The following is a 23791-nucleotide window of genomic DNA, read 5'->3' as shown; positions in this document are numbered from 1 at the left end:
TACGGAGAAACGAATGGCTATCAAGCATCTATTCAAAGCATCTGCGATTGCCAGTGCCCTGGTATTAGCAGGCTGTGGCGGCGATATTAATATAAGTGAAGGTGACGTAACCAATGAAGGCGACACAATAAATAATCCTTCTCCGACACCAACGCCAACTCCTTCTCCAACACCCACACCGACACCGACGGGCCCCGAGTCTGCATTTACTCAGGGACTGGCAACCGATGTATCGGCTGACTTTCCTGCCATCACGGACAAACCGGTTTATCAGCTTCAGGAAGATATTGAGTTCAATGAAGATGCGACTCTGACTTCTGATGCGCACTGGGTATTAAGCGGTCGAACAGCCGTTGGCGGTGACAACGAAAATTCTGCGACTTTGTATATCGAAGCGGGAACCACCATTTTTGGTCAGGCCGGGGAAGACTTCCTGGTGGTGCGTCGCGGCTCACAAATTGAAGCAACAGGTACAGCCGAAGCGCCTATCATTATGACATCAGTACAGGATGTTACCGGCCAGGAAACAGACATCGGTCAATGGGGTGGGGTAGTATTACTCGGCCGTGCACCGGCTAACTCGTGCGGTGACCAGGTGGGTGAAACCACCGAAGACGAGCTGAATAACTGTGGTGTTTCTGCCGAAGGCGATGCGGGTCAATTTGGTGGCAACATGCCAGAAGACAACTCAGGTACCCTGCAATATGTTGTGGTTAAACATGCGGGCCGTACCCTGGGCAACGGTGATGAGCTAAACGGTATCAGCTTTGCCGGTGTGGGTTCAGGCACCACAGTTGACCACATCCAGGTTCACCAGAATCTTGATGACGGTATTGAGTTCTTTGGGGGTACCGTGGATGTGAGCCACGTTGTATTAACAGAAATTGGCGATGACTCTTTAGACTGGTCATTTGGCTGGACCGGTGCTGCCCAGTATGTGTATATCGAACAAAGCAGCGAAGATGGTGACAATGCTATTGAAGCGGATAACAGCGAATTTGATGCTGCAGCGACACCGCTAACCAAGCCGCAGATTGCTAACGTTACAATTGTAGGTGCAGAAGATGCCAACGGTGTACGTCTGCGTGCCGGCACGGCCGGTAATATCATCAACCTGGTTGTTACCGGCCCTGAATCCTACGCAAACTGTCTGCGGGTCAACGGTGATGAGTCCCGTGCCAATGCGGATGCCGGTGAGCTGAGCATGACCCACTCAGTGGTTGCATGTACTGATGGCAATAACTTCAGCGATGACGAGGGTAGTGAGGGTTTCACACAGGCCTGGTTTGAAGGACAGGATGGCAACCAGACTGTAGCACCTGCTGATCTTGGCTTGAGTGAAGATGGCTACACGCCAGCTTCCGGCTCGGTTCTTTTAAGTAGTGGTGGCGATGCTTCTGCGCTTAACGACAGCTTTGACGCAGCGCAGTATGTCGGTGCATTTGACGGTACAAATAACTGGATGGAAGGCTGGACGTTCGGCGTTGGTGATGGTTTCCCTACAGATATTGATAATGCCCTTGAGCAGAACCTGGCAACAGATGTTTCGGCGGACTTCCCGTCGATAACTGACAAGCCGGTGTATCAGATTGCTGAAGATACGACCTTTACGTCAGATGTAACACTGACCAACGATGCCCATTGGGTGCTGACAGGCCGTACGGCAGTAGGTGGTGATAATGAAAACTCTGCCACTATGTATATTCAAAAAGGCACGACGTTAATAGGTCAGGCCGGAGAGGACTTCCTGGTTATACGTCGCGGCTCTCAGCTACATGCACTGGGTAGTCGTTCAATGCCTATCGTAATGACCTCAGTTCAGGATGTTACGGGCCAGGAAACCGGTATTGGCCAATGGGGCGGTCTGGTACTGCTTGGTCGTGCACCAGCTAACTCATGTGGTGACCAGGTGGGTGAAACTACCGAAGATGAGCTGAGTAACTGTGGAGTTTCTGCAGAAGGTGATGCGGGTCAGTTCGGCGGGGACATGCCAGAAGATAATTCCGGTGTGCTTAACTACGTAGCAGTTAAACATGCAGGCCGTACACTGGGCAACGGTGATGAGCTCAATGGAATCAGCTTTGCAGGTGTCGGTTCAGGGACTGAAGTTGACTATATCCACGTTCACCAGAACCTTGACGATGGCATTGAGTTTTTCGGTGGCACAGTCAGTGTGAAACACGTTGTTCTGACCGATAACGGTGATGACTCTTTTGACTGGTCATTCGGTTGGACTGGTAACGCACAGTATGTCCTTATCAAACAGGATGCTGCCGACGGCGACAATGCGTTTGAGTCTGATAACAGTGAATTTGACGCAGCAGCAACCCCGTTGACGAATCCTACAGTGGCTAACGTGACCATCATTGGTGCTGCTGATGCCAACGGCGTGCGTTTGCGGGCAGGTACAGCCGGAACCCTGGCTAACTTTGTTATCACCGGGCCAGATGGCTATGCCAACTGTCTGCGTGTTAATGGTGATGAGTCTCGTGCTAATGCTGATGCCGGTGAGCTGAGCATGACCCACTCAGTGGTTGCATGTGCCGAAGGTAATAACTTTAGCGATGACGAAGGCAGTGAAGGCTTTACCCAAGCCTGGTTCGAAGGACAAGAGGGTAATACTGTTCTGGCCCAGGACGGCCTGGGTCTGGCAGACAATGGCTATCAACCTGCTGAAGGCTCTGTGCTACTGAATGGCGGTGCGGATTTGTCAGGTGAAGGCAGCTACTTTGAAGCTACTGACTTCATTGGCGCAATGGATGCTGAAGACGACTGGACAGAAGGCTGGGTAACTGTCGGTCTGGAATAAGACTTGGCGTAGCCACTTAGTAATAAAGCTTAGGCGCCTGATTCGGCGCCTAAGCTATTAGAAGCACTCTATTCCAGATAAAGCCCTAACGGAGTTTTTTTAGCATGATTTATAAAAGCCGTTCGATGCCATCGAAATCGAAGCTATGCACAGCGGTTAGCATAGCCTTAATGGCGGGCACACTTACCTCTGCGGCAGCACTTGCTCAGGAAGGCCAGACTCAGGCCGACGAACAGGAGGTCATTGAGGAAGTTGTTGCCACAGGAACTCGCCTTAAAGGTACTGCTGCTGCGGTTTTGCAGGAGCGTCAGAATCAGGCGTTTGTGGCTGATATACTAGGCGCTGACCAGATCGCCCGTACCGGCGACGGTGATGCGGCTGCAGCACTGCGCCGGGTAACCGGCCTAACACTGGTAGACGGTAAATTTATTTACGTACGTGGTCTGGGTGAGCGTTATTCCAGCACCCAGCTGAACGGGATGGGCGTGCCCAGCCCCGATCCGACACGGTCAGTTGTGCCACTGGATTTATTTCCTTCGGATATCATTGAAAGCTTAAACGTTCAGAAATCGTTCTCGCCGGATATGCCGGCTCATTTCGGTGGCGGCAACGTTAACATCCGGACTAAATCTATACCTTCAGAATTTGTATTTAAGGTATCAGGCGGCGTTGACTACAACACCAATAACTCCACTGAAGGATTCTTCTACGGTGGTGGTGGTGATGACTGGACCGGCCGTGATGACGGTACTCGTGCGCTGCCGGCGATTATTAGTAGCAATCTGGAGCAGGCGCAGTCAGATGACGGTATCGAGGGTTCTGGCTCCTATCCGCTTACCCTTGAACAACGCAAAGAAATGCTCGGTTCAATGTTCTGGGATATCGGCCCGGACGCTAAAGATGTCGATCCTGATTTTGATATTGGCGCCACCCTGGGAAACCGGTTTGTTACTGATATTGGTGAATTCGGGTTTCTGTCTACTATCTCTTACGAAAATGAATGGGATGTGGGGCGTGAGCGACAGGGAACTAACCTGGGGACCAATGGCTGTTCATCGTTGTCCGACAGAGATACGTCTGACGGAAAATGCTTTGGTCAGTCCTACGACGGTATCGAAACCGAGCAGAGTGTAAGCTGGAGCGGAATGTTCAACGTGGGTTATGAATACAACAGTAACCATCGCCTTGAAATTACCAATGTTATTTTGCACGACATGAACGATCGCGTCCGGGTACGTGACTTTATCGATGTAAACGAAACTATTATCGGCACGCGGGAACTTGAGCGTGTGGATATGCTGTTTGAAGAACGCCGCATGACCTCAAGTCAGATTAAAGGTACCCATAATTTTCCGGAACTGGATTTTATGTACTTTGACTGGTATGCCGGTAGCAGTCGCGCGGGCCGTGAAGCGCCAGGCGGACTCTCGCTGACTTATCAGCAGAACCTCGAAGATGGCGAATTTCTGTCACAGCAACTGCAGGATGTTTCGGCTACCAATGTCGATCGACAGTATCAGGACTTGCGTGATGCGTCTGAGACCTGGGGCTGGAACCTTGGCTATCCAGTAATGTTCGATGGCGTAGATCTTGAGATTAAAGCCGGCGCGGACTTTTTTGAAAAAGCCCGTAAAGCAGAAAATATTACTATTCAGGTTCCTCACCGTGCTATTGCTGATGATGCACAGTTTGGAGATCAGATAGACGACATTTTCTCACCCGAACAACTGGCCAGTGATGAATTTTATGACAGTGCCACTGGAGCGGGAATCTTGCAGTCCAATATGGCTGATGGTGACGAGTATGCCGCCGGCACTAAAATAGATGCGTACTATCTGATGGCAGATGCCTTTATTAATAATAAATGGCGGTTCTCTGGTGGTGTGCGCTATGAAGATTTTCGTCAAATCTCAGTACCCTTTGAGGCACATGCCAACTCGTTCTCCGTAAATAGCGAGGAAATTGCGCAGTTAGCATTTCAGGAAGATGATTTCTTCCCTTCTCTGGCTATGACTTACATCATGGACGATGAGATGCAGTTCAGGTTTAACATCAGTGAATCCACTATTCGACCGGATTTACGGGATATCAGTACCACCTTCTTTATTGATCCGCTAACTGAGTTTTTGGTGCGGGGATCGCCGCTGCTGAGAAGCTCTAAACTGCGCAATGCGGATTTTCGCTGGGAGTGGTATCGCGAAGCGGGTAATAACCTGTCCGCTGCTATCTTCTACAAAGATATTGAAAACCCCATTGAGCTGGTTGAGCTTGGTACAGTGGGTGGCGCTGCGCCCAACCTCCTGACAGCCAATGGTGACACTGGCGAACTTTATGGTGTGGAGTTTGAGTTTCTGCAGGACCTGAGCTTTGTCGATTCGCGTCTGGTCGACTTTTTTGTCACCGGTAACGTGACTGTATCTGACTCAGAAGTAGTCATTGGCGCCGCCGATGATGATCGCACCAGTTTGTTCGAGCGTCAGTTACTTGATGCGCTTGATGCCACCAGTGCATCAAATATCGTGACTAATAATGTTCGTCGTCTGGTAGGGCATTCTGAGTGGGTACTCAACCTGCAGATGGGCTATGACTCTCCTAACGGTGAGCATTCAGCGACACTGGTTTACAATGCGTTTGGTCCGCGGATTATCGTGCCGGGTACCCGGGGTAATGAAGATGCAGAGGAACAAACATTCCATTCTGTGGACTTTACCTACTCCTATTATCCTGACTTTAATTCACAGATTAAATTTAGCGTGAAAAACCTGCTGGATCAGGAAAAACGCATAGACCAGGAAGGTCTTGATTTGTTACGAGAAGAACGCGGTGTTGAGTTTGGACTCAGCTACAGTTACACCTTCTAAATCCTTTTTTGAGCCGCTAAATGCGGCTCTTTTTTTATCCGCTAAACGAATATAAATCCACTTATATATATGGCAGGCATGTAATAAAACTGTCACAGAAAACTCCTATCCTACGCGCAGTTTCTATTCTGGTCGGTGCGTACCGATTTCTAAATTAAAAGGTTTGAGTGTATGAAGCTTTTCAACTCCTTGCTACTGGCAAGTGCCATGCTGGCATCCAGTGCGTTGGCGCAAGATGATGAAGTCTTGAAACCCGTGGTGGACGAGGCTGCAAAGATCAATGAATCGGCAGCACAGTCCCAGGAACAGATCAATAAAATCACCAACCAGATCGACAGCAAGCTGCAGCAGTTCAAAACGCTGAATAAGGAAATTGAGGGCCTGGAAGTTTATAACGCCCAGCTGCGCAAACAAATCGAAAACCAAAAGCAGGAAATGACTGATCTGAATGATTCAATCGACGAAGTATCGGTGATTGAGCGGCAGATTACACCGCTGATGATTCGCATGATTGAAGGGCTTGAGCAGTTTATCGAGCTCGATGTGCCGTTTCTTGCTGAAGAACGTGCAAATCGTGTAACAGACCTGAAAAATCTGATGGACCGGGCTGATGTTGCCGCCTCGGAAAAGTTCCGCCGGGTTATGGAAGCCTATCAGGTAGAGATGGAGTACGGCCGGACAATGGAAGCGTACAACGGCATTCTCGAAATAGATGGCGCAGAGCGCGATGTTGAATTTTTACGTCTGGGTCGCACAGCGCTGATATACCAGACCCGGGATGCCAGTAAGCAGGGCGTTTGGAATAAGCAAACCCGTCAGTGGGAAGAGCTGGATAGCAGCTATCGCACCCAGGTAACCAAAGGCCTGAGAATGGCTAAGAAACAACTGGCGCCGGATATGCTGATGCTGCCAGTGGCAATGACAGAGTAAGAGGTAGATGACCATGTTTAAACAAATGAAAAAACTTGTAGTTGGTCTGACTGCCGTTGGCCTGAGCTTCGGTGCCATGGCCCAGAGTGACCGCGCCCTGGATTTGGATGCACTGCTTAAACAGCTGGAAGAAGGCCAGTTTGCCCAGAGCCAGCAGAATGAACAGCGTGAACAGCGCTTCATGGAGCGCCGCGCTGAGCAGGATCAGATTCTTGAGGAAGCCCGCGCCAAACGAGACCAGCTATTACAGCAATCAGAGCAACTTGAAACGCGCTTTGAGGAAAATGAATTTAAGCTCGCCGATTTAAATGGTGCGCTGGACAATCGCATGGGGTCATTGAAAGAACTGTTTGGTGTACTGCAGCAAGTGGCTGGAGATACGAAGAGCAAGTTTCAGAATTCTGTTATCTCAGCGCAGATTCCCGGCCGTTCGGAATTTCTGGACAATATGGCCCAGGAAATGGGTAAAAGCTCTAAACTGGCGTCGATTGAGGAAATTGAGCGTGTCTGGTTTGAAATTCAGCGTGAGATGACTGAGTCAGGTGATGTCGAGACATTTGAAACCTCCGTGGTGGAAGCTGGTGGCGAGAAGGTAACCAAGGAAGTGCTTCGTGTCGGCCCCTTTGCGCTGGTTTCAGATGGGATGTATTTAGACTACAACGGCGTAACTGGCACGGTGGCCGAACTGGTACGTCAGCCCGCGGATCGTTATCAGGATTCTGCTGAGTCATTACAGAATTCAGATGGTGAACTGGTTGAATTTGGTATCGACCCAACAGGTGGCTCAATTCTGGGCTTGTTGGTGCAGGCACCGACCCTGAAAGAGCGTGTAGAGCAAGGCGGCGTAGTGGGCTATATCATATTGATCGTAGGTGCGTTCGGACTGGCTTTAGCTATCTGGCGCCTGGTGGCACTGACTATCACCAAAACCAAGGTTGATAAGCAGCTTAAATCCAAGAAAATCAAGACCACCAACCCTCTTGGCCGGGTCATGAGTGTGCGCGATAAATACCCTAATGCTGATACCGAAGCGCTGGAGCTGCACCTAACTGAGGCCATTCTTGGTGAAGTGCCCAAACTTAGCCGTAATCTGACCATCATTAAGATTATCTCGGTAGTGGCTCCCCTGATGGGTCTGCTGGGAACGGTAACCGGTATGATTAATACGTTCCAGGCTATCACGCTGTTTGGTACCGGCGACCCGAAATTGATGGCCGGTGGTATTTCCACAGCGCTGGTTACCACAGTATTAGGTTTGGTTGTAGCGATTCCGATGACACTGCTCTACGCCATACTCAATACCCGTAGCAAAAATATCGTATACATTCTGCAGGAACAGGCTGCAGGGGTTATCGCAGAGCGCGCTGAGCGGAGCTAATCATGTTTGAGTTTCTCGAAGCAATCCGCGATTTCACAGAAACAGGTGGCCAGGTTCTCCTGGTCATCGGTCTGCTGATATTCGTAATGTGGCTTTTGATCCTTGAACGTGCGATGTACATCATGGTTTGGCATAAAGGTAAGAAGAAGCAGGCGATAAAAGACTGGCAAGCCCGTTCCGATCGCTCTTCATGGTATGCCGCTCAGGTCAGACAGAAGAAAATTTCATCCCTGTCCATTCAGTTAAATGGCAGTATCCCGATTATTCAGTCACTGGTCGCACTTTGCCCGTTGCTGGGATTATTGGGGACGGTAACGGGCATGATTGAAGTCTTTGACGTGATGGCCATTTCAGGTTCAGGTAACGCACGATCAATGGCCTCGGGAGTGTCCAAAGCGACAATCCCAACCATGGCGGGGATGGTCGGCGCCCTGTCAGGCGTATTTGCCTCGACCTGGTTAAACCGTAAAGCGAAGTCTGAACGCACGCATCTTGAGGATGCAATCATTATTGAACGTAATGCCAGTTAGGGCGTTAAGTTAAGGTAGCAAATTATGAAGCAGCATTTTCAAAATCTGGTGGACGAAGAAGAAGCACAAATTGATATGACGCCCATGCTGGACGTGGTCTTTATCATGCTTATCTTCTTCATTGTAACAGCGTCTTTTGTTAAGGAGGCGGGTATTGATGTTAATCGACCTGAAGCTTCCACCGCCGTGAAAAAAGATCGGGCTAATGTTTTGATTGCCATATCTGATACCGGTGAGATATGGATCAACAAACGCCGTGTTGATGAGCGCGCTATTCAGGCCAATATTGAGCGTCTGCATGCAGAGAATCCGCAGGGTACCGTGGTCATTCAGGCCGATAAAAAGGCGACGACTGAAACGCTGATTAAAGTAATGGATGCTTCTCGGGCCGCAGGTGTTTACGACGTTTCAATTGCAGCGCAAGAGCAATAAGTCATGGTACGATTTATTATCGCATTTTTTGTTTCTCTGGCGATTACCCTGGGCCTGTTCTTTTTGATGCAGTCACTGATCAAAATGGGAGGCAGCGCTATGACAGAGCCGCCTAAGGGAAGCGTGCTTGATTTTGTCAGAGTTAAGCAAGAGGAAACGGTAGAGCAAAAAGATCGTAAACCTCGTAAGCCGCCCAAGCCGGAGCAGCCACCGCCGCAAATGCAGCCACAACAGATGGACTCGCCTTCGCCAGATGCAGAAGGCACATCTATGGATTTTAGTACGGAGGTGGGTGCCGACGGTGGGCTTGAAGGTGGTCTGGCACTGGACTCTGGTGATGGTGAATACTTACCCATTGTTAAGGTCTCCCCAGTCTATCCGCGCCGTGCACTGCAACGGGGTATTGAAGGCTTCGTTATTGTCGAGTTTACAGTGAGTAAGCAGGGAGCAGTGCGGGATCCTATTGTGGTTGAAGCAAACCCAGAGGGTATTTTTGAACAGGCTGCTATCGATGCAGCAATGAAATTCAAATATAAACCACGGGTTGTTAATGGTGAAGCCACCGCAGTATCCGGCGTGCAAAACCGCATTACATTCCAGATTGACGGGTAATTCGATATGCAGAAATTACTATCAAAGCGCCTGTTAGTGGCGACTGTCGTAGCCTCGGTGTACGGTGCAGCCATTCCGGCTGCGCTGGTATCTTCAGATGCGTCAGCGCAACAGAAAGCCAGTGAAAAGCAAACGCGCAAGGTGCCTACCTTACGCTCGAAAGTCTATGATCAGCTCTCCCGTGCGCAGACAGCCGCCGACGAAGGCAATGTCGGTGAAGCGATTGACATCCTGGATGTTGTAAAAAGCAAAACCAGCTCAATGAACAGTTATGAGCAGGCGATGATGTATAACTTCTACGGATTTATCTACTACAACGATGAGCAGTACGATAAAGCGTTGGATGCCTTTGCCAGTGTGGTCGAACAACAGCCAATTCCGCGTAAGTTCGAAATGTCGACACTGTTTTCGTTGGCTCAGTTGCACCTGATGCAGGGCAATTACGAAAATGTAGTAAAATACCTGGAACGCTGGGAAACGTTGAATAACGGTGAGATACCGCCTAAAAACAAAGTGCTTAAAGCGCAGGCACTTTATCAGAACAAGCAGTATGAAGGCGCGGCCGGGTATATTGATCAGGCGGTGGCGGAGCATGAAGCGCAGGGCATGATTCCTGATGAAGGCTGGCTGGTATTGCAACGGGCGGTCTATTACGAGCTTAAACGCCCTGAGAAAGTCAAAGATATTCTGGTCAAGATGGTTAAGCTCTATAACGAGCCTAAATACTGGATCCAGCTAGCCGGAATGTATGGTGAGTTGGGCGAGGAGCGCAAACAGCTCGCTATAATGGAGACTGCCTACCAGCAGGGCTATGTGCAAAGTGCGGCGGATATTTTTAACCTGGCACAGTTGTATTATTATCACAGGGCACCGTTTAAAGGGGCTAAGCTTATGGAGCAGGCGCTGGCCGATGGCACGCTGGAGAAAAACCTGCGGAACTGGCGCTTTTTGGGTCAGACCTGGCAACTGGCCAAGGAAAATGACAAAGCCATTCCGGCATTGACCGAAGCAGCCGCATTGTCAGAAGACGGCGAACTGGATTCTCAGCTGGCACAAATTTACCTAAATACCGAGAAATGGGACAAAGCCATTGCAGCGGCAGAGCGTGCACTGGAAAAAGGCCAGCTTCGTAACGAGGGCACTCCCCATCTGGTAAAAGGAATGGCCCTGTATAATACCGGGCAGTACGCCAGAGCACTCGATCAGTTAGCTGAAGCGGAGAAGCATCCTAAAAGCCGCGGAATCGCCCAGCAATGGAAGAAGTTTGTTGAAGCAGAAAAAAGTAGCCAGGAACGTCGGGAAATAGAACTTTCCTCTTAAAGTACGCACAAAAAACGCCGCATAATGCGGCGTTTTTTGTGCTACGCGTGCTGGGTTTTTTCAGTCTGAAAGTAAACCAGCAAACCAGCAAATAGCCATCCGCCGACAGCGCCAGCCAGACATTGCAGTGCCACTCCCACCGGCTCCCTGGCCCCGGCTATTAGGGTAACGTTCATAATCGGTTGCATTGCCAATAACATCACTAGCATACCGGTCGCTCCGGCCAGGGCACTAATTACCGCGGTGTGGCGAAAACGCCGGGTGATAATGACAGCGACCAACAAGCTGATTAACATAGCCAGAGCAATACCACTGCCATATTTAGGCAGTAGTCCGATAATGTCGTCAACAGTCATAGTTAAGCGGGACTGTAGGCCTATCGCCACATCCACATCGGTCAGTGCATGTAAAACACGCTGGGTATGAAAAAAGCTTGCCAGCAAATAGGTTACCAGCCAGGAAAGCCCATAGGCTTTGAAAAATGGCAGGGCGCTGTGTAATTGCATAGAGATAAGCAGATTGAAAATACGGTGGTAGAGGCAGTGTAAAACCTATCAGCTGAATAATCCAACAGTTGTTTAGAACGTTAAGTCGCTGTAACTTAATCAACAATGGCAAAAAGACTATCAGGAAATACTTATGAGAGGCTGGTACATATTTTTATTTCTGCTTAGTGCGAGCGTTGCTGCTGACGTGCAACAATATCGCGTTGAGCAGCCTTATGAGATCAGTCTCAGGCAGCCCTGGGCGCTCGTCGCATTGCCCGATGATAGCTTCGTTGTCACCGAGAAACACGGCGCACTGGTTTGGTTGCAAGACGATAAAAAAGCAATCAGACAGCAGGTTGCGCTCCCGGACTTGTATAGTGAGGGACAGGGCGGTTTTCTGGATATCGCACTGACTCAGGACTTTGCGCTGTCAAATAAAGTAATGCTCACCTATACCAGGGGAACAGCTGATAACAATCAGCTGGTTATTGCCAGCGCAAAGTTGTCAAATGGTCAGCTTAGCGACATTACGCAAATACTGGCAGTAACACCCACAAAAGATACCCCTGTGCATTTTGGTGGCCGGCTGGCTGTGCTTGACGATGGAACGTGGCTGGTTAGCACCGGCGATGGCTTCGACTATCGTGAACAGGCCCAGAAGCTGACCAGTCAGTTGGGCAAAATTTTGCATTTTCGCGAGGATGGGAGTGCAGTACAGGCGCCACCATTTTCTAACGCACCGTTCATTTATTCGCTGGGTCACCGCAATACTCAGGGGCTGGTAACAGTAAATGGTAAGGTCATTGCCCATGAGCATGGACCGGCTGGCGGTGACGAGATAAACGTAATTAAAGCCGGCTACAATTATGGCTGGCCGGTGGTCACCCTGGGAGATGATTATTCAGGCGCCCGCATCAGTCCGTTTCGTGAGTATCCGGGAATGACACCACCACTACATAACTGGACACCTTCAGTGGCACCTTCAGGTATGATTCACTACACCGCCTCGCGGTTTACGCAGTTAACCGGGCAACTTCTTATTACAACGTTAAAAGAAAAAACATTGCTTAGCGCTGATATAAGTAAGGCTCCCCCTCAGGTTACACCAGTTTTTACCCGGATATCCCAGCGGCTGCGCGATGTGAATGTCAGCAGTGACGGGGCCATTATGCTGTTAACCGATGGTGCTAAGGCTACAGTCCTTAGCGTCGTACCCTCTTCTTCTGATAGTCCTTAATTATACTAATTATTGCTCGCATAGGCTGGCTGAATACCGGCCATAAAAGATTGAAAGCCCTGAGTCATTCAAAAAAGCACAGTAAACCGCTATAATCGCGGCGTTTAATAAGTCACGTCCTGCCCGCCAAGACCGTTAATGAGAAAAGGCAGGATTAACCATGAGGAAGAAATCGTGTTAGAAGAGTATCGTAAACACGTAGAAGAACGTGCTGAACAAGGTATCCCTCCCAAAGCACTGAATGCCGAACAGGTCGCCAGCCTGATTGAGTTACTAAAAAATCCACCGGCCGGCGAGGAAGAGTTCTTGCTGACGCTTATTTCAGAGCGCGTTCCTCCGGGTGTTGATGAAGCCGCCTATGTTAAAGCCGGTTTTTTAAGCGCTATCGCAAAAGGCGAAGAAACCTGCCCGCTGATTGGTCGGGAAAAATCCGTTGAGCTATTGGGTAATATGCAGGGCGGTTACAACATTGTTACCCTGATTGAACTGCTGGACGATGATAAGCTTGCTCCGCTGGCAGTTAAAGAACTTAAACACACACTGCTGATGTTTGATGCATTTCACGATGTAGAAGAGAAGCATAAAGCTGGCAATAAGTTCGCCACCGAGGTTATTGAGTCCTGGGCAAATGCGGAATGGTTTACTTCTCGTCCAAAAATGGACGACAAAATGACTTACTCTGTCTTCAAGGTAACCGGTGAAACCAATACCGATGACTTGTCGCCTGCACCTGATGCCTGGTCGCGTCCTGATATTCCGCTGCACGCTCTGGCAGCCTACAAGATGACTCGTGATGGTCTGGAGCCTGAAGAGCATGGTGTTACCGGCCCAATGAAACAAATTGACGAGGTGAAAAACCAGGGCTACCCGGTTGCTTTCGTGGGTGATGTTGTCGGCACGGGATCATCACGTAAGTCAGCCACTAACTCTGTGTTGTGGTTTTTCGGCGAAGATTTGCCCGGCGTTCCCAACAAGCGTGGCGGCGGTGTGTGTATAGGTAGCAAGGTCGCCCCTATTTTCTTCAACACAATGGAAGATGCCGGCGCCCTGGTATTTGAAGCCGATGTAGAAAAAATGAATATGGGCGATATCATCGATATCCACCCGTACGAAGGTAAAATCACCAATCACGAAACAGGTGAAGTCCTGGCTGAATATAAGTACAAATCCAAGGTCATTCTGGATGAAGTACGTGCTGGTGGCCGGATTAATCTTATTATTGGCCGTGGCCTTACAGATAAAGCCCGTGAAGCGCTGGGCCTTGGTCCTACGGATCTGTTCCGTACACCTGAGCAGCCTGTCGACAGTGGCAAAGGCTTCTCACTGGCACAAAAAATGGTTGGTAAAGCGTGTGGCGTAGAAGGTATTCGTCCAGGCACCTACTGTGAGCCTAAAATGACCACTGTGGGCTCGCAGGACACCACTGGTCCGATGACCCGTGATGAGCTGAAAGATTTAGCCTGCCTGGGTTTTACTGCCGATCTTACCATGCAGTCTTTCTGTCACACTGCAGCTTATCCAAAGCCGGTCGATATTGAAACTCAGCACACGTTGCCTGACTTTATTATGAACCGTGGGGGGGTTTCCCTGCGTCCTGGCGACGGCATTATTCACAGCTGGCTCAACCGTATGTTGCTACCTGACACGGTAGGAACAGGGGGTGACTCACACACCCGTTTCCCTTTAGGTATTTCATTCCCTGCAGGATCTGGTCTGGTCGCGTTCGCAGCAGCAACCGGTGTAATGCCGCTGGATATGCCTGAATCTATTCTGGTCCGCTTTAAAGGAAAGCGTCAGCCTGGTATCACTTTGCGCGACCTGGTCCACGCGATCCCGTTATATGGTATCAAGCAAGGCCTGTTGACCGTTGAGAAAAAAGGCAAAATTAACCAGTTCTCGGGTCGAATCCTTGAAATTGAAGGGTTGGAAGATTTAACGGTAGAACAAGCGTTTGAGTTGTCTGATGCATCTGCTGAGCGCTCTGCTGCAGGTTGTACTATCAATCTGTCTGAAGAGTCCATTTCAGAATATCTGCGTTCAAACATCACTATGCTGCGCTGGATGATAAACGAAGGCTACGGCGATCCGCGTACGCTTGAACGTCGTGCTCAGAAAATGGAAGAGTGGCTGGCCAACCCAGAGCTTATGCGTGCCGATAAAGACGCCGAGTACTCATCTGTGATAGAAATTGACCTGGATGAGATCAAAGAGCCGATTGTTTGTTGCCCGAATGATCCGGACGATGCCAAAACGCTATCAGACGTCGCTGGCGACCATGTAGATGAGGTTTTCATCGGCTCTTGTATGACGAATATCGGTCATTTCCGTGCCGCTGGTAAATTACTGGACAACTACGGTAAGACCCTGCCTACTCGTCTGTGGATCTCTCCACCAACGAAGATGGATAAAGCGCAGCTCATGGAAGAAGGCTACTACAACATCTATGGTCGCGTAGGTGTACGTACTGAAATGCCAGGCTGTTCCTTGTGTATGGGTAACCAGGCACGGGTTGATGCTGGAGCAACCGTTTTGTCGACGTCTACCCGTAATTTCCCCAATCGCTTAGGCGATGGTGCTAATGTTTACCTGACGTCTGCTGAACTGGCTGCAGTAGGGGCTATCGTGGGGCGTATTCCAACGGCCGAAGAGTACATGGAATATGCCGGCAAGATAGACTCAATGGCTGCTGATGTGTATCGCTATCTGAACTTTGACAAGATGGAAAGCTTCAAAAAGGCAGAAGACGATGCAAAAGCGAACATTATTCCTGCGCTGAATATTGCCTGATAGTTTATTATAAGACGAAAAGCCGGGCTGATCAGCCCGGTTTTTTTTTGCCTGGTAGATAATCAAACACGGCACAGGTAGACTGCAGATAGTCTAAACCGATGAATCCTCCTACAGAGCAATATATGAAAAAGTCCTTATCACTGCCGCTGTTAACGGCGATTTGGTTACTGTTGGCCGGCTGCGTGAACGCTGCAGATACGCCGGATGTCGATTTTGACAACGTTACCGTGCGTATAGCAGGGCAGGCCTATCAGTTAGAATATGCACAAACTTTCCGTCAACGAGCAACAGGACTCATGTACCGGCGTACGCTCTGCGAAGATTGCGGCATGCTGTTCCGGTTTTCACCGCCCAAACAGGCCAGCATGTGGATGAAAAATACCTATATTCCGCTGGATGTGGCGTTTATTGACAAAAACGGAGTTATTACAGATATCAAGGCCCTTAAGCCCCATGATTTAACGTCTAAAGGGGCATCAAAAGTCATTACCTATGCGTTGGAAATGAATCAGGGGTGGTTTGCCGCTCATGATATTGCAGTAGGCGACAAAATTACGATTACCCCAGAAACTGATAACCAGGACTAAATGGAGACAAGCGTGACTCAAGCATTAACTATCGCAAAATTTGGCGGTACCAGTGTGGCTACTTACGAGGCCATGCAAAAGTGTGCCCGGATTGTACTGGCCAATGAGGCCACACGCATCGTCGTGGTCAGCGCATCTGCTGGCGTTACTAATCACCTTGTGAGCCTGGCCCATACACCAATGACACAGCAGCAGACGCTGGAAGTCTGTCAGGCGGTTGAGGATATTGAAAACGCGATACTTACCCAGTTAACGCATCCGGAAACGGTAAAGGCAAAATTGGATGATTTACTGGCAGAAATGCGCGACCTTGCACTGCATGAGGAAGTTGTCCACCGTGATGATTTAAAAGATCAGTTACTATCCATGGGCGAACGGATGTCATCATTGCTATTTAGCGCTGTGGTTGGCGAGCAGCATGAGCATGTGATTAACTTTGATGTTCGCAAAGTTTTGCGCACAGACAGTGAATTTGGAGAGGCAACGCCTCAGATTGAAAAAATTGAAGAGTTAGCCGGTTCACTATTGCGGCCGGAAATTGAGCATTCTATGGTCATCACCCAGGGCTTCGTCGGTGCTGATGAGCAAGGACGAACGACTACCCTGGGCCGCGGTGGATCCGACTTTACAGCAGCACTGCTGGCCGAAGCACTACGCGCGCAGGTCTGTGAAATCTGGACTGACGTCACTGGCGTGTACACGACTGATCCGCGGATAGCGCCAAATGCCCACCCACTGCCCGAGCTGAGCTTCGAAGAGGCAGCAGAAATGGCAACGTTCGGGGCTAAAGTGTTGCATCCGGCTACAATGGAACCTGCTTTAAGGCAAGATATCAAAGTGTTTGTGGGCTCCAGCAAAGAACCGGAAAAAGGGGGCACCTGGATCATGCGTAACTGTGAGCATGAACCGTCTTATCGTGCCATCACCCGGCGCAAAGAACAGGTCATGGTTACTGTTAAGACGCCGCAAATGATGTATGCGCAGGGCTTTTTGCAACAGGTCTTTGGAATTATTGCTAAACACCGGCTTAGTGTTGACCTGGTAACCACATCAGAAATTTCAGTATCTTTTACCTTAGATAACCCGGCAAATTCAGTCGCCCAGCGTTTAAATAAAGAAACTATTGCCGAGCTGGAAACAATCTGTGATGTAAAAGTAGAAAGTGGCTTTGATCTGGTGACCGTGGTGGGCAATCATATGCAAAGTGCCAAAGGAGTCTCAAGCAAGATTTTCGCTGCGGTAGCGGACTACAATCTTAGAATGATTTGTTTTGGGGCGAACCCGCATAATATGTCATTTTTGGTAAACGAAAGCGACAGCACGGAAATTGTGCAGGGGCTTCATAAGTCATTGTTTGAATAAAAAGCAGGGCCACAGAGCCCTGATTTTTAGTCTCTGGCTTTAGATAGTTCACTGTGCAGCTTTAGCACTTTATCGCCATCATCCTGCTCAATCAGATAAGCAGGGTTATCGTTATCCGGTTTACGGGTGACTTCTTCGCCCTGCAAGGTGCGGGTCACGTCCTCCCAGAAGACTTCACGCACTTTCCCCTGGCCTTTGCCATTCCCCCACTGCCATTCAACCTTGCTGTTAGTTTGATATGCTTTACTCATGCATTGCGCTCCTGTTATGGCGATTTGTCCCACAGCCGAAATGATAAATAATAAAAAGCAGATAAAGGCATAGGCCTTTATCTGCTTAACATGACACGCTTAACTGACTACTTATTGCCTGGCTTAAACAAATTTGTGTCAGCGCCGGGCTGAACCCGCTGTGCGTGCAAAAAGTGCATGTGCCGCTCGAACTGGTTCAGCATGTCTTCAATGACCTGACCTTTATTGTAGCCCATCAGATCATATCCCTGTCCGCCTTCCGCAAGTAAGGGTTCTACTCTGTAGTAGGTCGACCCGCTTTTGGCTGAACGAGTGGCGAATGACGGCATAGAATACTGGCTTGGACGTAACTCATAATAGAAGTCCTGTGCACTGTGCAAATCTACCCGTAATGAGACAGACTCGTTATCCTTTTCTTGCGAATGAATAATGTTGACATCCAAATCCCGCTCCTGGAGCGCTTTCTTCACCTCTTCCATCGCCGGTTTTGCTACGTCTTCAAGAAACTCCCGGCACTGCTGCTGATTCGGGAAGCTGATGAAACGCTGTAACCGTTGCGTCCAGTTTTGACCCGACTCCCCGGCACGACTCACGTTGGGCAGGGTAGCATCGGCGGTTTGCTGTTTGAGCCCTTCTACCCGCAATGCCTTAAACAGCCCCACCATCATAAGACATAAGACTATTGCAAAGGGCAGGCCAGTAACTACCACCGCACTTTGAAGGGCGGTCAGTCCATCTGCCAGTAACAGCGCGATAGTCAACAAACCAATAATGGCAGCCCACATAATCCGCATCCAGGCAGGTGCGTCAGAGTAAGGGTCTTTTAGTACCGAAGTTAGGTTGGACAATACCAGCGAACCGGAATCTCCAGAGGTAATAAAAAATACAAACGCCAGTATGCTGACCAGTACCGTAGTCAGGCCGGCCCACGGAATGCGCTCAAGGAACATATAAATGGCTGACCCGGGACTATCAATGGCCTGTTGACCAAATTCCTGTGCTCCGGACATCACCATGTCGATGGCACTGTTGCCCATGACCGACATCCAGACAATCATGAACGATAGTGGCAGCAAGAGTGTTCCTGCAACAAATTCGGCGATGGTACGGCCACGGGAGATACGGGCAAGGAACATTCCCACAAACGGACCCCAGGCAATCCACCAGGCCCAGAAGAACAGGGTCCAGGCGTTGAGCCATTCGGTAGGCTGGTCAAAGGCGTAAGTATTAAAGGACATGCCGACAAAGCTGGTAACATAATCACCAATGTTAAGTACCAGTGCGTTAAGTAAAAACCGCGTGTCACCCACAAACAATACAAACAGCATCAGTAGTAGTGCCATCAGCATATTAAATTCAGACAGCCGTCGGATGCCTTTTTCTACACCCGTGACTGCCGAAATTGCAGCAAATATGATGACCACCAACGCCAACACAACTTGTGTGGTCAGCCCTTCAGGTATACCGAACACATGATTAAGCCCATAATTTAGCTGTATTAGCCCAATCCCAAGGCTGGTGGCTATACCAAAAACTGTCCCCAGCACAGCAGCAATATCTACAGTGTGACCGATACCACCGTAAATCCGTTTGCCGAAAATAGGGTACAAAGAGGACCGAATTGACAGTGGCAGACCATGGCGATAACTGAAAAAAGCCAATGACATACCGACTAATGTGTAAACACCCCAACCGGAGAGGCCCCAGTGAAACAGGGTAAGCTGAATCGCATTACGAGCAGCATCACCGTCCGCGCCGACATCCACAGGCGGCGTCATGAACTGGGTAACAGGTTCAACAATACAGAAAAAGATAAGATCGATACCGATGCCAGCTGCGAATAGCATGGCTGCCCATGTTATTACATTAAACTCGGGGCGGGTGTGCTCCTGGCCAAGGCGGATTTTACCCCAGGGAGACACAGCGATGAGAATAACAAAAACCAAATATACAAATATTGCCAGAAAATAAAACCAGCCAAAGGTTGATGAAATCCAGGTCAGTGCTTTACCAATTATTGCACTTGCTGAATCCGTAGACGCAATGGCCCACAAAGCAAATGCGATAATGCCGATGACTGAACCGAAGAAGGGAATTTTATTGACGCGGACCTTATCTTCAGACTCCGCGTCATTATCTTTATTATTACCCTGCGACATTGCGTGTTCCTCTTGTAAACAGATGCCAGAGCATCACTGATTATGCTGAAGTTCTGCGCTATGTAATAGTAGCGTTCCTATGTTATCCAATGCCTGAGCCAGTGCCTTGAACATGGTTCTCTATGGCATTGTTAGCCTCATCTGGTCGGAACAATTTACGCACCAATGACGGTAAGTTTTCGGGTAAGGCGTACTGCAAATTTGCCTCTATCGGCTGAACTGCCAGTGAGCACTGAGTAAAGCGTCCTTATTAGAATAATTTCAGGCCATAACATATTGTTATAAGCACTATATGAGCCTTTCGATCATGCTTTATTTGTTAACAGCTATGCAGATAAACCTTCGACATGCTAATCATGCAGCAGGTTATTCACTAAAAAGGATTGAGTGTATATCCTTGCTGCTGGAGCTGAGCATGGGCCGTCATGGCCGACAGACTTACTTCTACCCCATCTACAAACTGATCGGGGCTTAGATCATGAGCGCTCATTGACTGTCCGCACACAATAATCTTCACACCTTCATCCAGTAATGCGTTAACGATAGCGATATTTGGATTCGGCGCATTATGCTTTGTCTGGTAAGTTTTGTTCGTCAGTAAGTCCAATGTCGCGCTCCCGTGAACGACTATGGCCAGCTTGATGTTCTTCTGCGCTACTCCGCTGGCTACATGCATGTTCATGAAACGGGCGACACTGTCGAAATTGCGGTTTATCTTATCTTCTGCGCTCTTTGAAGCGACATCGAAAGCCACGTTAAATTGCGCAGAGTTATCCAGAGAAACGCCTTCTATCAGTGTTTTTCTACCGTATTTTTCAAATACAGGACCCGTCGAGAAAGCAGCAAATACCGGAATTGCCACCATAAATAACAAAGCAGTGGTAGAAATATATGAAAACTTGCGCATTGTTGTTCCCTGAAAATAAACAAGTCTAAAAAGATACTATGCCAATGGCGCTGAGGTTCAGTAAAAAGTAAGCAAACAAATTTTTGATGGGAATACAAACAGGGCGTGGATAATGGAAGATTCAACCAGAGCGCTCAAAAGAGAGCGTTCCGGTTGCGGTAGAGAGCTGTTTAAGCCATTGCAGTGGCTTAAAAAAGCAACATCCTGGATTACTTGAACTGCGACAGCGTGCTTTGCAATTTTGAATTGGAAGCGGTTGATTCAGCCAGAAGCGATACATTGTCCATGGCGCTGGAAAGACGCAGCGAGAAAACGGTAGTGCCCTGATTGACGAATATTTCGACGCTGTGGCAGTCCGCTAAAATACTGATATCCATCATACTGGTAAGGCTAAGGTAAGGTGCCTCATAGTCAGTATTTGCTGCCTCGAAAAAATCACCGGTATGGCGTGAAATGCGCATGGTCTTCTCGTCACTGTCGATAACAATGGTAACAAGTGATAGCTCAGCATCAACAATGCTCAGACTTAGCTGACCCTGATCGAAGTTGTGTATTTCGGCTTCCCACAAAAATGTTCCTGGTATCTCACTGAACAGCGCTTGTTGTGAATACAAACCTGACACTGTCTGCGTGGATGATTCGCTCACCTTCGCCTGGCTTAACGCCGGATGTTGTGAAAGCAGGTAACACTGGTCATCAACTTTCACCAGGCCAAGTTCCCGGGGCATAGACTGCATCATGGGTAGTGACTGCGCCGGCATTTCTTTGGCATAAAGCCAGCTGTTCAGCCATCCCAGCATCAGTGGTTTGGATAACTGGCCATTGTGAAAAAAAGATTGAGGGGCAAAAAAATCAGGGCCGTGATCGAGCCTTACGTACGCATTGCCGCCCATATAAGCCGTATTGATAACAAATGCTTTATCAACCAGGTTGCCAAGCATGTAAATGACCCCTGAGCCGTTATTCGCAAACCCGCGATCCACGCTCAACATCAGGCACCAAATATTTTCTTGCGGACACAGAAGAATCAGGTCCGGGCACTCCCACGCACCTTTTTGGAAAGGACATTGGGTAAATGTGCTGGTGAGTGTCCAGCTAAGCAGATCTTCTGAGTAGTAAAAATCAATTTTATGATCCAGCGAGCGCGCCACCAGCATTAACCATTCACCGTCAGCAAGTTGTTGAACTTTCGGGTCGCGAAACTCCGTGCTGCCAATGTCGATAAGCGGGTTATTCCTGTACTCGTTCCAGGTTATGCCATTATCATCTGAAAGGGCCAGGTGCTGGCGTTGATTTTGAATGTCCAGAACATTGTCGCTTTGTAAGCGTTGCGGGTCGTAGTCACAGACCGTATAAAACGCATAAAGACTGGCTTTTTCGCTACCTTTGGAATGTGCATCGTCGGGCGCCGCAATACTGCCGGAAAATATCATTGCGCCGGGCTTGGCAGGCAGCGCATGGGGTTGTTCTGTCCAGGTAATAAGATCCTCTGAGGTGGCATGGCCCCAGCCAATATTACCCCAGTATTTCGAGTTAGGATTACACTGATAGTACAAATGATAAATGCCATTATGAAATATCAGACCATTGGGGTCATTCATCCATTTATCATATTGAAAGTAATGTAATTTTGGATTTTTTGCCGCCATAGTCGATAGCCTCAAAGGGTGCTGAATGTAAAATAATGGTAGCTTTTCACTCAGGTAAATTCAAATTTAATCACAAACTGTTATTAAATAATTGACAAACTGTTTACCTTGTATAACCTTGAACGTCAGCAGTTCAGTAGCAGCATGTTTTGCCAGTCACTTCTGCCCACTTAGTAAAAATGCTATACCGGTCAGTGACCTAACATGTATTTTATTGCCTAAATCAATTCTAATCAGGACACATTATGGGCCAGCAATCAGGTTCGAATCCCTCTGGCGTTCGCCGGTTTAATGAGCGTTTAATTTTATCAATGCTGAGCAAGCATGGGCCGCTGTCCAAAACAGAGCTGGCTCAACTGACAAATTTAACCAAACAGGCGGTTGTCAGAATTGTGGATGGGCTCGCAGAGCAAGGCTTGTTGCTCATGGAGAGCAAACGGATAAGCGGTAAAGGCCGTCCTTCTGAGCTTTATGTGCTCAATCCCAAAGGCGCTTATTCCATCGGTGTGAAAGTTGGCCGCCGTGAAATCAAAATGGTACTGATGGATATTACCGGCAATATAATTGGTAAAGTAGTTGATGCTTATAGCTACCCAGAGCCAGGGAAAGTCATCGATATTGTGAAAAGCAATTTGACCGATCTGATGAATATGGTTCAACCTGACGAACAAACACGGGTTAAGGGGCTGGGCGTTGCTATGCCCTGGCTATTGGGTGGCTGGAGTGATGGTCACGAAATGCCTGATAGTATCGCCCGGCAATGGAAAGAATTTGATATACAGGAGGCCCTGCAGGCCTGTACCGAACTTCCCGTCCTGGTTGGGAATGATTGTACGTCTGCTGCGGCTGCTGAACTGCTCTTTGGCCGCGGTAAAAAGTATAATAACTATCTGTATGTTTACATCGACAGCTTCATCGGCGGCGGCCTCGTTCTCAACGGCAATGTTGAAATGGGCGTAAATGCCAATAGTGCTGCGATAGCCTCTTACCCGGTTTCCCACTCCCGCGCAACACACCTACCCAGGCCTCAGCGCACTTTTGAGGTATTGCTTAACCGGGCTTCATTAATGAGCCTGACCGATTATTTAGTTGATAAAGGTTACGAAGTTGAAAATCTGGCTCAGCTTCAGCGCGGCATTGACAGCGGAGCGTATGCCATGGATGACTGGGTCGATGATTGTGCTCATGCACTGGCCGAACTTGTGGTGGGATCAAATGTATTACTGGATTACAACGCCGTTATCCTGGATATCAATCTTGATGGTGCGCTGATGAAAACTATCATTTCTAAAACCAGCGATTATGTTGATGAGCTTCTTGAACGGGATATTTATAAGCCTGAACTGGTAGAGGGGTTATTAGGCCAAGATGCCATGATGGTCGGCGCGGCGATTTTACCTTTCTATTCACACTTCGCGGCAGATAAATCAGTACTTTTCAAAACAGGTAGTTAAATGACAATGACTGAAAAGACACTACCTGGAAAAGA

Annotated in this window: 18 protein-coding genes; 13 read left to right on the top strand and 5 right to left on the bottom strand. The window is 48.8% G+C overall.

All coding sequences use genetic code 11. The annotated features are described in order from the left end of the window. Positions 1-13 precede the first annotated feature (13 nt). The 8 genes from F458_RS0107560 (at position 14) to F458_RS0107525 (ending at position 10872) form a co-directional block, all read left to right on the top strand. Positions 14-2809 carry an aldehyde dehydrogenase family protein gene (locus F458_RS0107560; protein ID WP_018982797.1) on the top strand — a complete coding sequence of 932 codons (2796 nt, stop codon included), beginning with the start codon at positions 14-16 and terminating at the stop codon, positions 2807-2809. A 170-nt stretch (positions 2810-2979) separates the two neighbouring features. Next, on the top strand, positions 2980-5670 hold the full coding sequence (locus tag F458_RS0107555; RefSeq protein WP_018982796.1) for a TonB-dependent receptor domain-containing protein: 2691 nt from the start codon (positions 2980-2982) through the stop codon (positions 5668-5670). A 171-nt stretch (positions 5671-5841) separates the two neighbouring features. Then, positions 5842-6600, top strand: coding sequence for a DUF3450 domain-containing protein (locus F458_RS0107550; protein ID WP_018982795.1), 759 nt, complete (start codon positions 5842-5844; stop codon positions 6598-6600). Positions 6601-6613: 13 nt separating this feature from the next. Then, positions 6614-7978: a MotA/TolQ/ExbB proton channel family protein gene (locus F458_RS0107545; protein ID WP_018982794.1), complete on the top strand. Its 1365-nt coding sequence runs from the start codon at positions 6614-6616 to the stop codon at positions 7976-7978. A 2-nt stretch (positions 7979-7980) separates the two neighbouring features. Next, entirely contained in the window at positions 7981-8508 is a 528-nt protein-coding gene (locus F458_RS0107540; RefSeq protein ID WP_018982793.1) for a MotA/TolQ/ExbB proton channel family protein, read from the top strand. A 24-nt stretch (positions 8509-8532) separates the two neighbouring features. Beyond that, positions 8533-8940 carry an ExbD/TolR family protein gene (locus F458_RS0107535; protein ID WP_018982792.1) on the top strand — a complete coding sequence of 136 codons (408 nt, stop codon included), beginning with the start codon at positions 8533-8535 and terminating at the stop codon, positions 8938-8940. Positions 8941-8943: 3 nt separating this feature from the next. Beyond that, a complete protein-coding gene (locus tag F458_RS0107530; RefSeq protein ID WP_018982791.1) occupies positions 8944-9552 on the top strand; it encodes an energy transducer TonB in 609 nt (202 codons plus the stop codon). 6 nt (positions 9553-9558) lie between these two features. Beyond that, a complete protein-coding gene (locus F458_RS0107525) occupies positions 9559-10872 on the top strand; it encodes a tetratricopeptide repeat protein (RefSeq protein WP_018982790.1) in 1314 nt (437 codons plus the stop codon). 41 nt (positions 10873-10913) lie between these two features. On the opposite strand, the gene F458_RS0107520 is transcribed toward F458_RS0107525, so the two are convergent. After that, positions 10914-11378 (bottom strand): hypothetical protein, encoded by a 465-nt coding sequence (locus F458_RS0107520; protein ID WP_018982789.1) that lies wholly within the window; start codon positions 11376-11378, stop codon positions 10914-10916. Positions 11379-11511: 133 nt separating this feature from the next. Here F458_RS0107520 and F458_RS19225 point away from each other — a divergent pair, with 133 nt between their 5' ends. The 4 genes from F458_RS19225 to lysC all read left to right on the top strand — a co-directional run bounded on the left by F458_RS19225 (position 11512) and on the right by lysC (position 17336). Beyond that, positions 11512-12597, top strand: a complete 1086-nt coding sequence (locus F458_RS19225) for a PQQ-dependent sugar dehydrogenase (protein WP_018982788.1) — start codon at positions 11512-11514, stop codon at positions 12595-12597. 174 nt (positions 12598-12771) lie between these two features. Then, a complete protein-coding gene (acnB, locus tag F458_RS0107510; protein WP_018982787.1) occupies positions 12772-15384 on the top strand; it encodes a bifunctional aconitate hydratase 2/2-methylisocitrate dehydratase in 2613 nt (870 codons plus the stop codon). A gap of 125 nt (positions 15385-15509) precedes the next feature. Then, positions 15510-15974 (top strand): DUF192 domain-containing protein, encoded by a 465-nt coding sequence (locus F458_RS0107505; protein WP_040610188.1) that lies wholly within the window; start codon positions 15510-15512, stop codon positions 15972-15974. Positions 15975-15986: 12 nt separating this feature from the next. Beyond that, positions 15987-17336: a lysine-sensitive aspartokinase 3 gene (gene lysC, locus F458_RS0107500; protein WP_026294562.1), complete on the top strand. Its 1350-nt coding sequence runs from the start codon at positions 15987-15989 to the stop codon at positions 17334-17336. Between the two features lie 26 nt (positions 17337-17362). Here the strand turns inward: lysC and F458_RS0107495 are convergent, their stop codons facing one another. From F458_RS0107495 to F458_RS0107480, 4 genes are all read right to left on the bottom strand, one after another. Then, complete coding sequence (locus tag F458_RS0107495; protein WP_018982784.1) at positions 17363-17587, bottom strand: hypervirulence associated TUDOR domain-containing protein; 225 nt, start codon at positions 17585-17587, stop codon at positions 17363-17365. A 107-nt stretch (positions 17588-17694) separates the two neighbouring features. Further along, on the bottom strand, positions 17695-19746 hold the full coding sequence (gene betT, locus F458_RS0107490) for a choline BCCT transporter BetT (protein ID WP_018982783.1): 2052 nt from the start codon (positions 19744-19746) through the stop codon (positions 17695-17697). Positions 19747-20119: 373 nt separating this feature from the next. Next, positions 20120-20653, bottom strand: coding sequence for a DsrE family protein (locus F458_RS0107485; protein ID WP_018982782.1), 534 nt, complete (start codon positions 20651-20653; stop codon positions 20120-20122). Between the two features lie 209 nt (positions 20654-20862). Further along, the gene (locus F458_RS0107480) at positions 20863-22302 is read right to left on the bottom strand and encodes a glycoside hydrolase family 32 protein (protein ID WP_018982781.1); all 1440 of its coding nucleotides are present in this window, start codon (positions 22300-22302) and stop codon (positions 20863-20865) included. A 245-nt stretch (positions 22303-22547) separates the two neighbouring features. Between F458_RS0107480 and F458_RS0107475 the strand changes: the two genes are divergently transcribed. Next, positions 22548-23756, top strand: coding sequence for an ROK family transcriptional regulator (locus tag F458_RS0107475; protein WP_018982780.1), 1209 nt, complete (start codon positions 22548-22550; stop codon positions 23754-23756). The last annotated feature ends 35 nt before the right edge of the window (positions 23757-23791 follow it).

Source organism: Salinimonas chungwhensis DSM 16280 (genome assembly GCF_000378185.1).
Lineage (GTDB): Bacteria > Pseudomonadota > Gammaproteobacteria > Enterobacterales > Alteromonadaceae > Alteromonas > Alteromonas chungwhensis.
The sequence above is the reverse complement of the archived record's forward strand: the minus strand, read 5'-3'. Positions and strand labels throughout refer to the sequence as shown.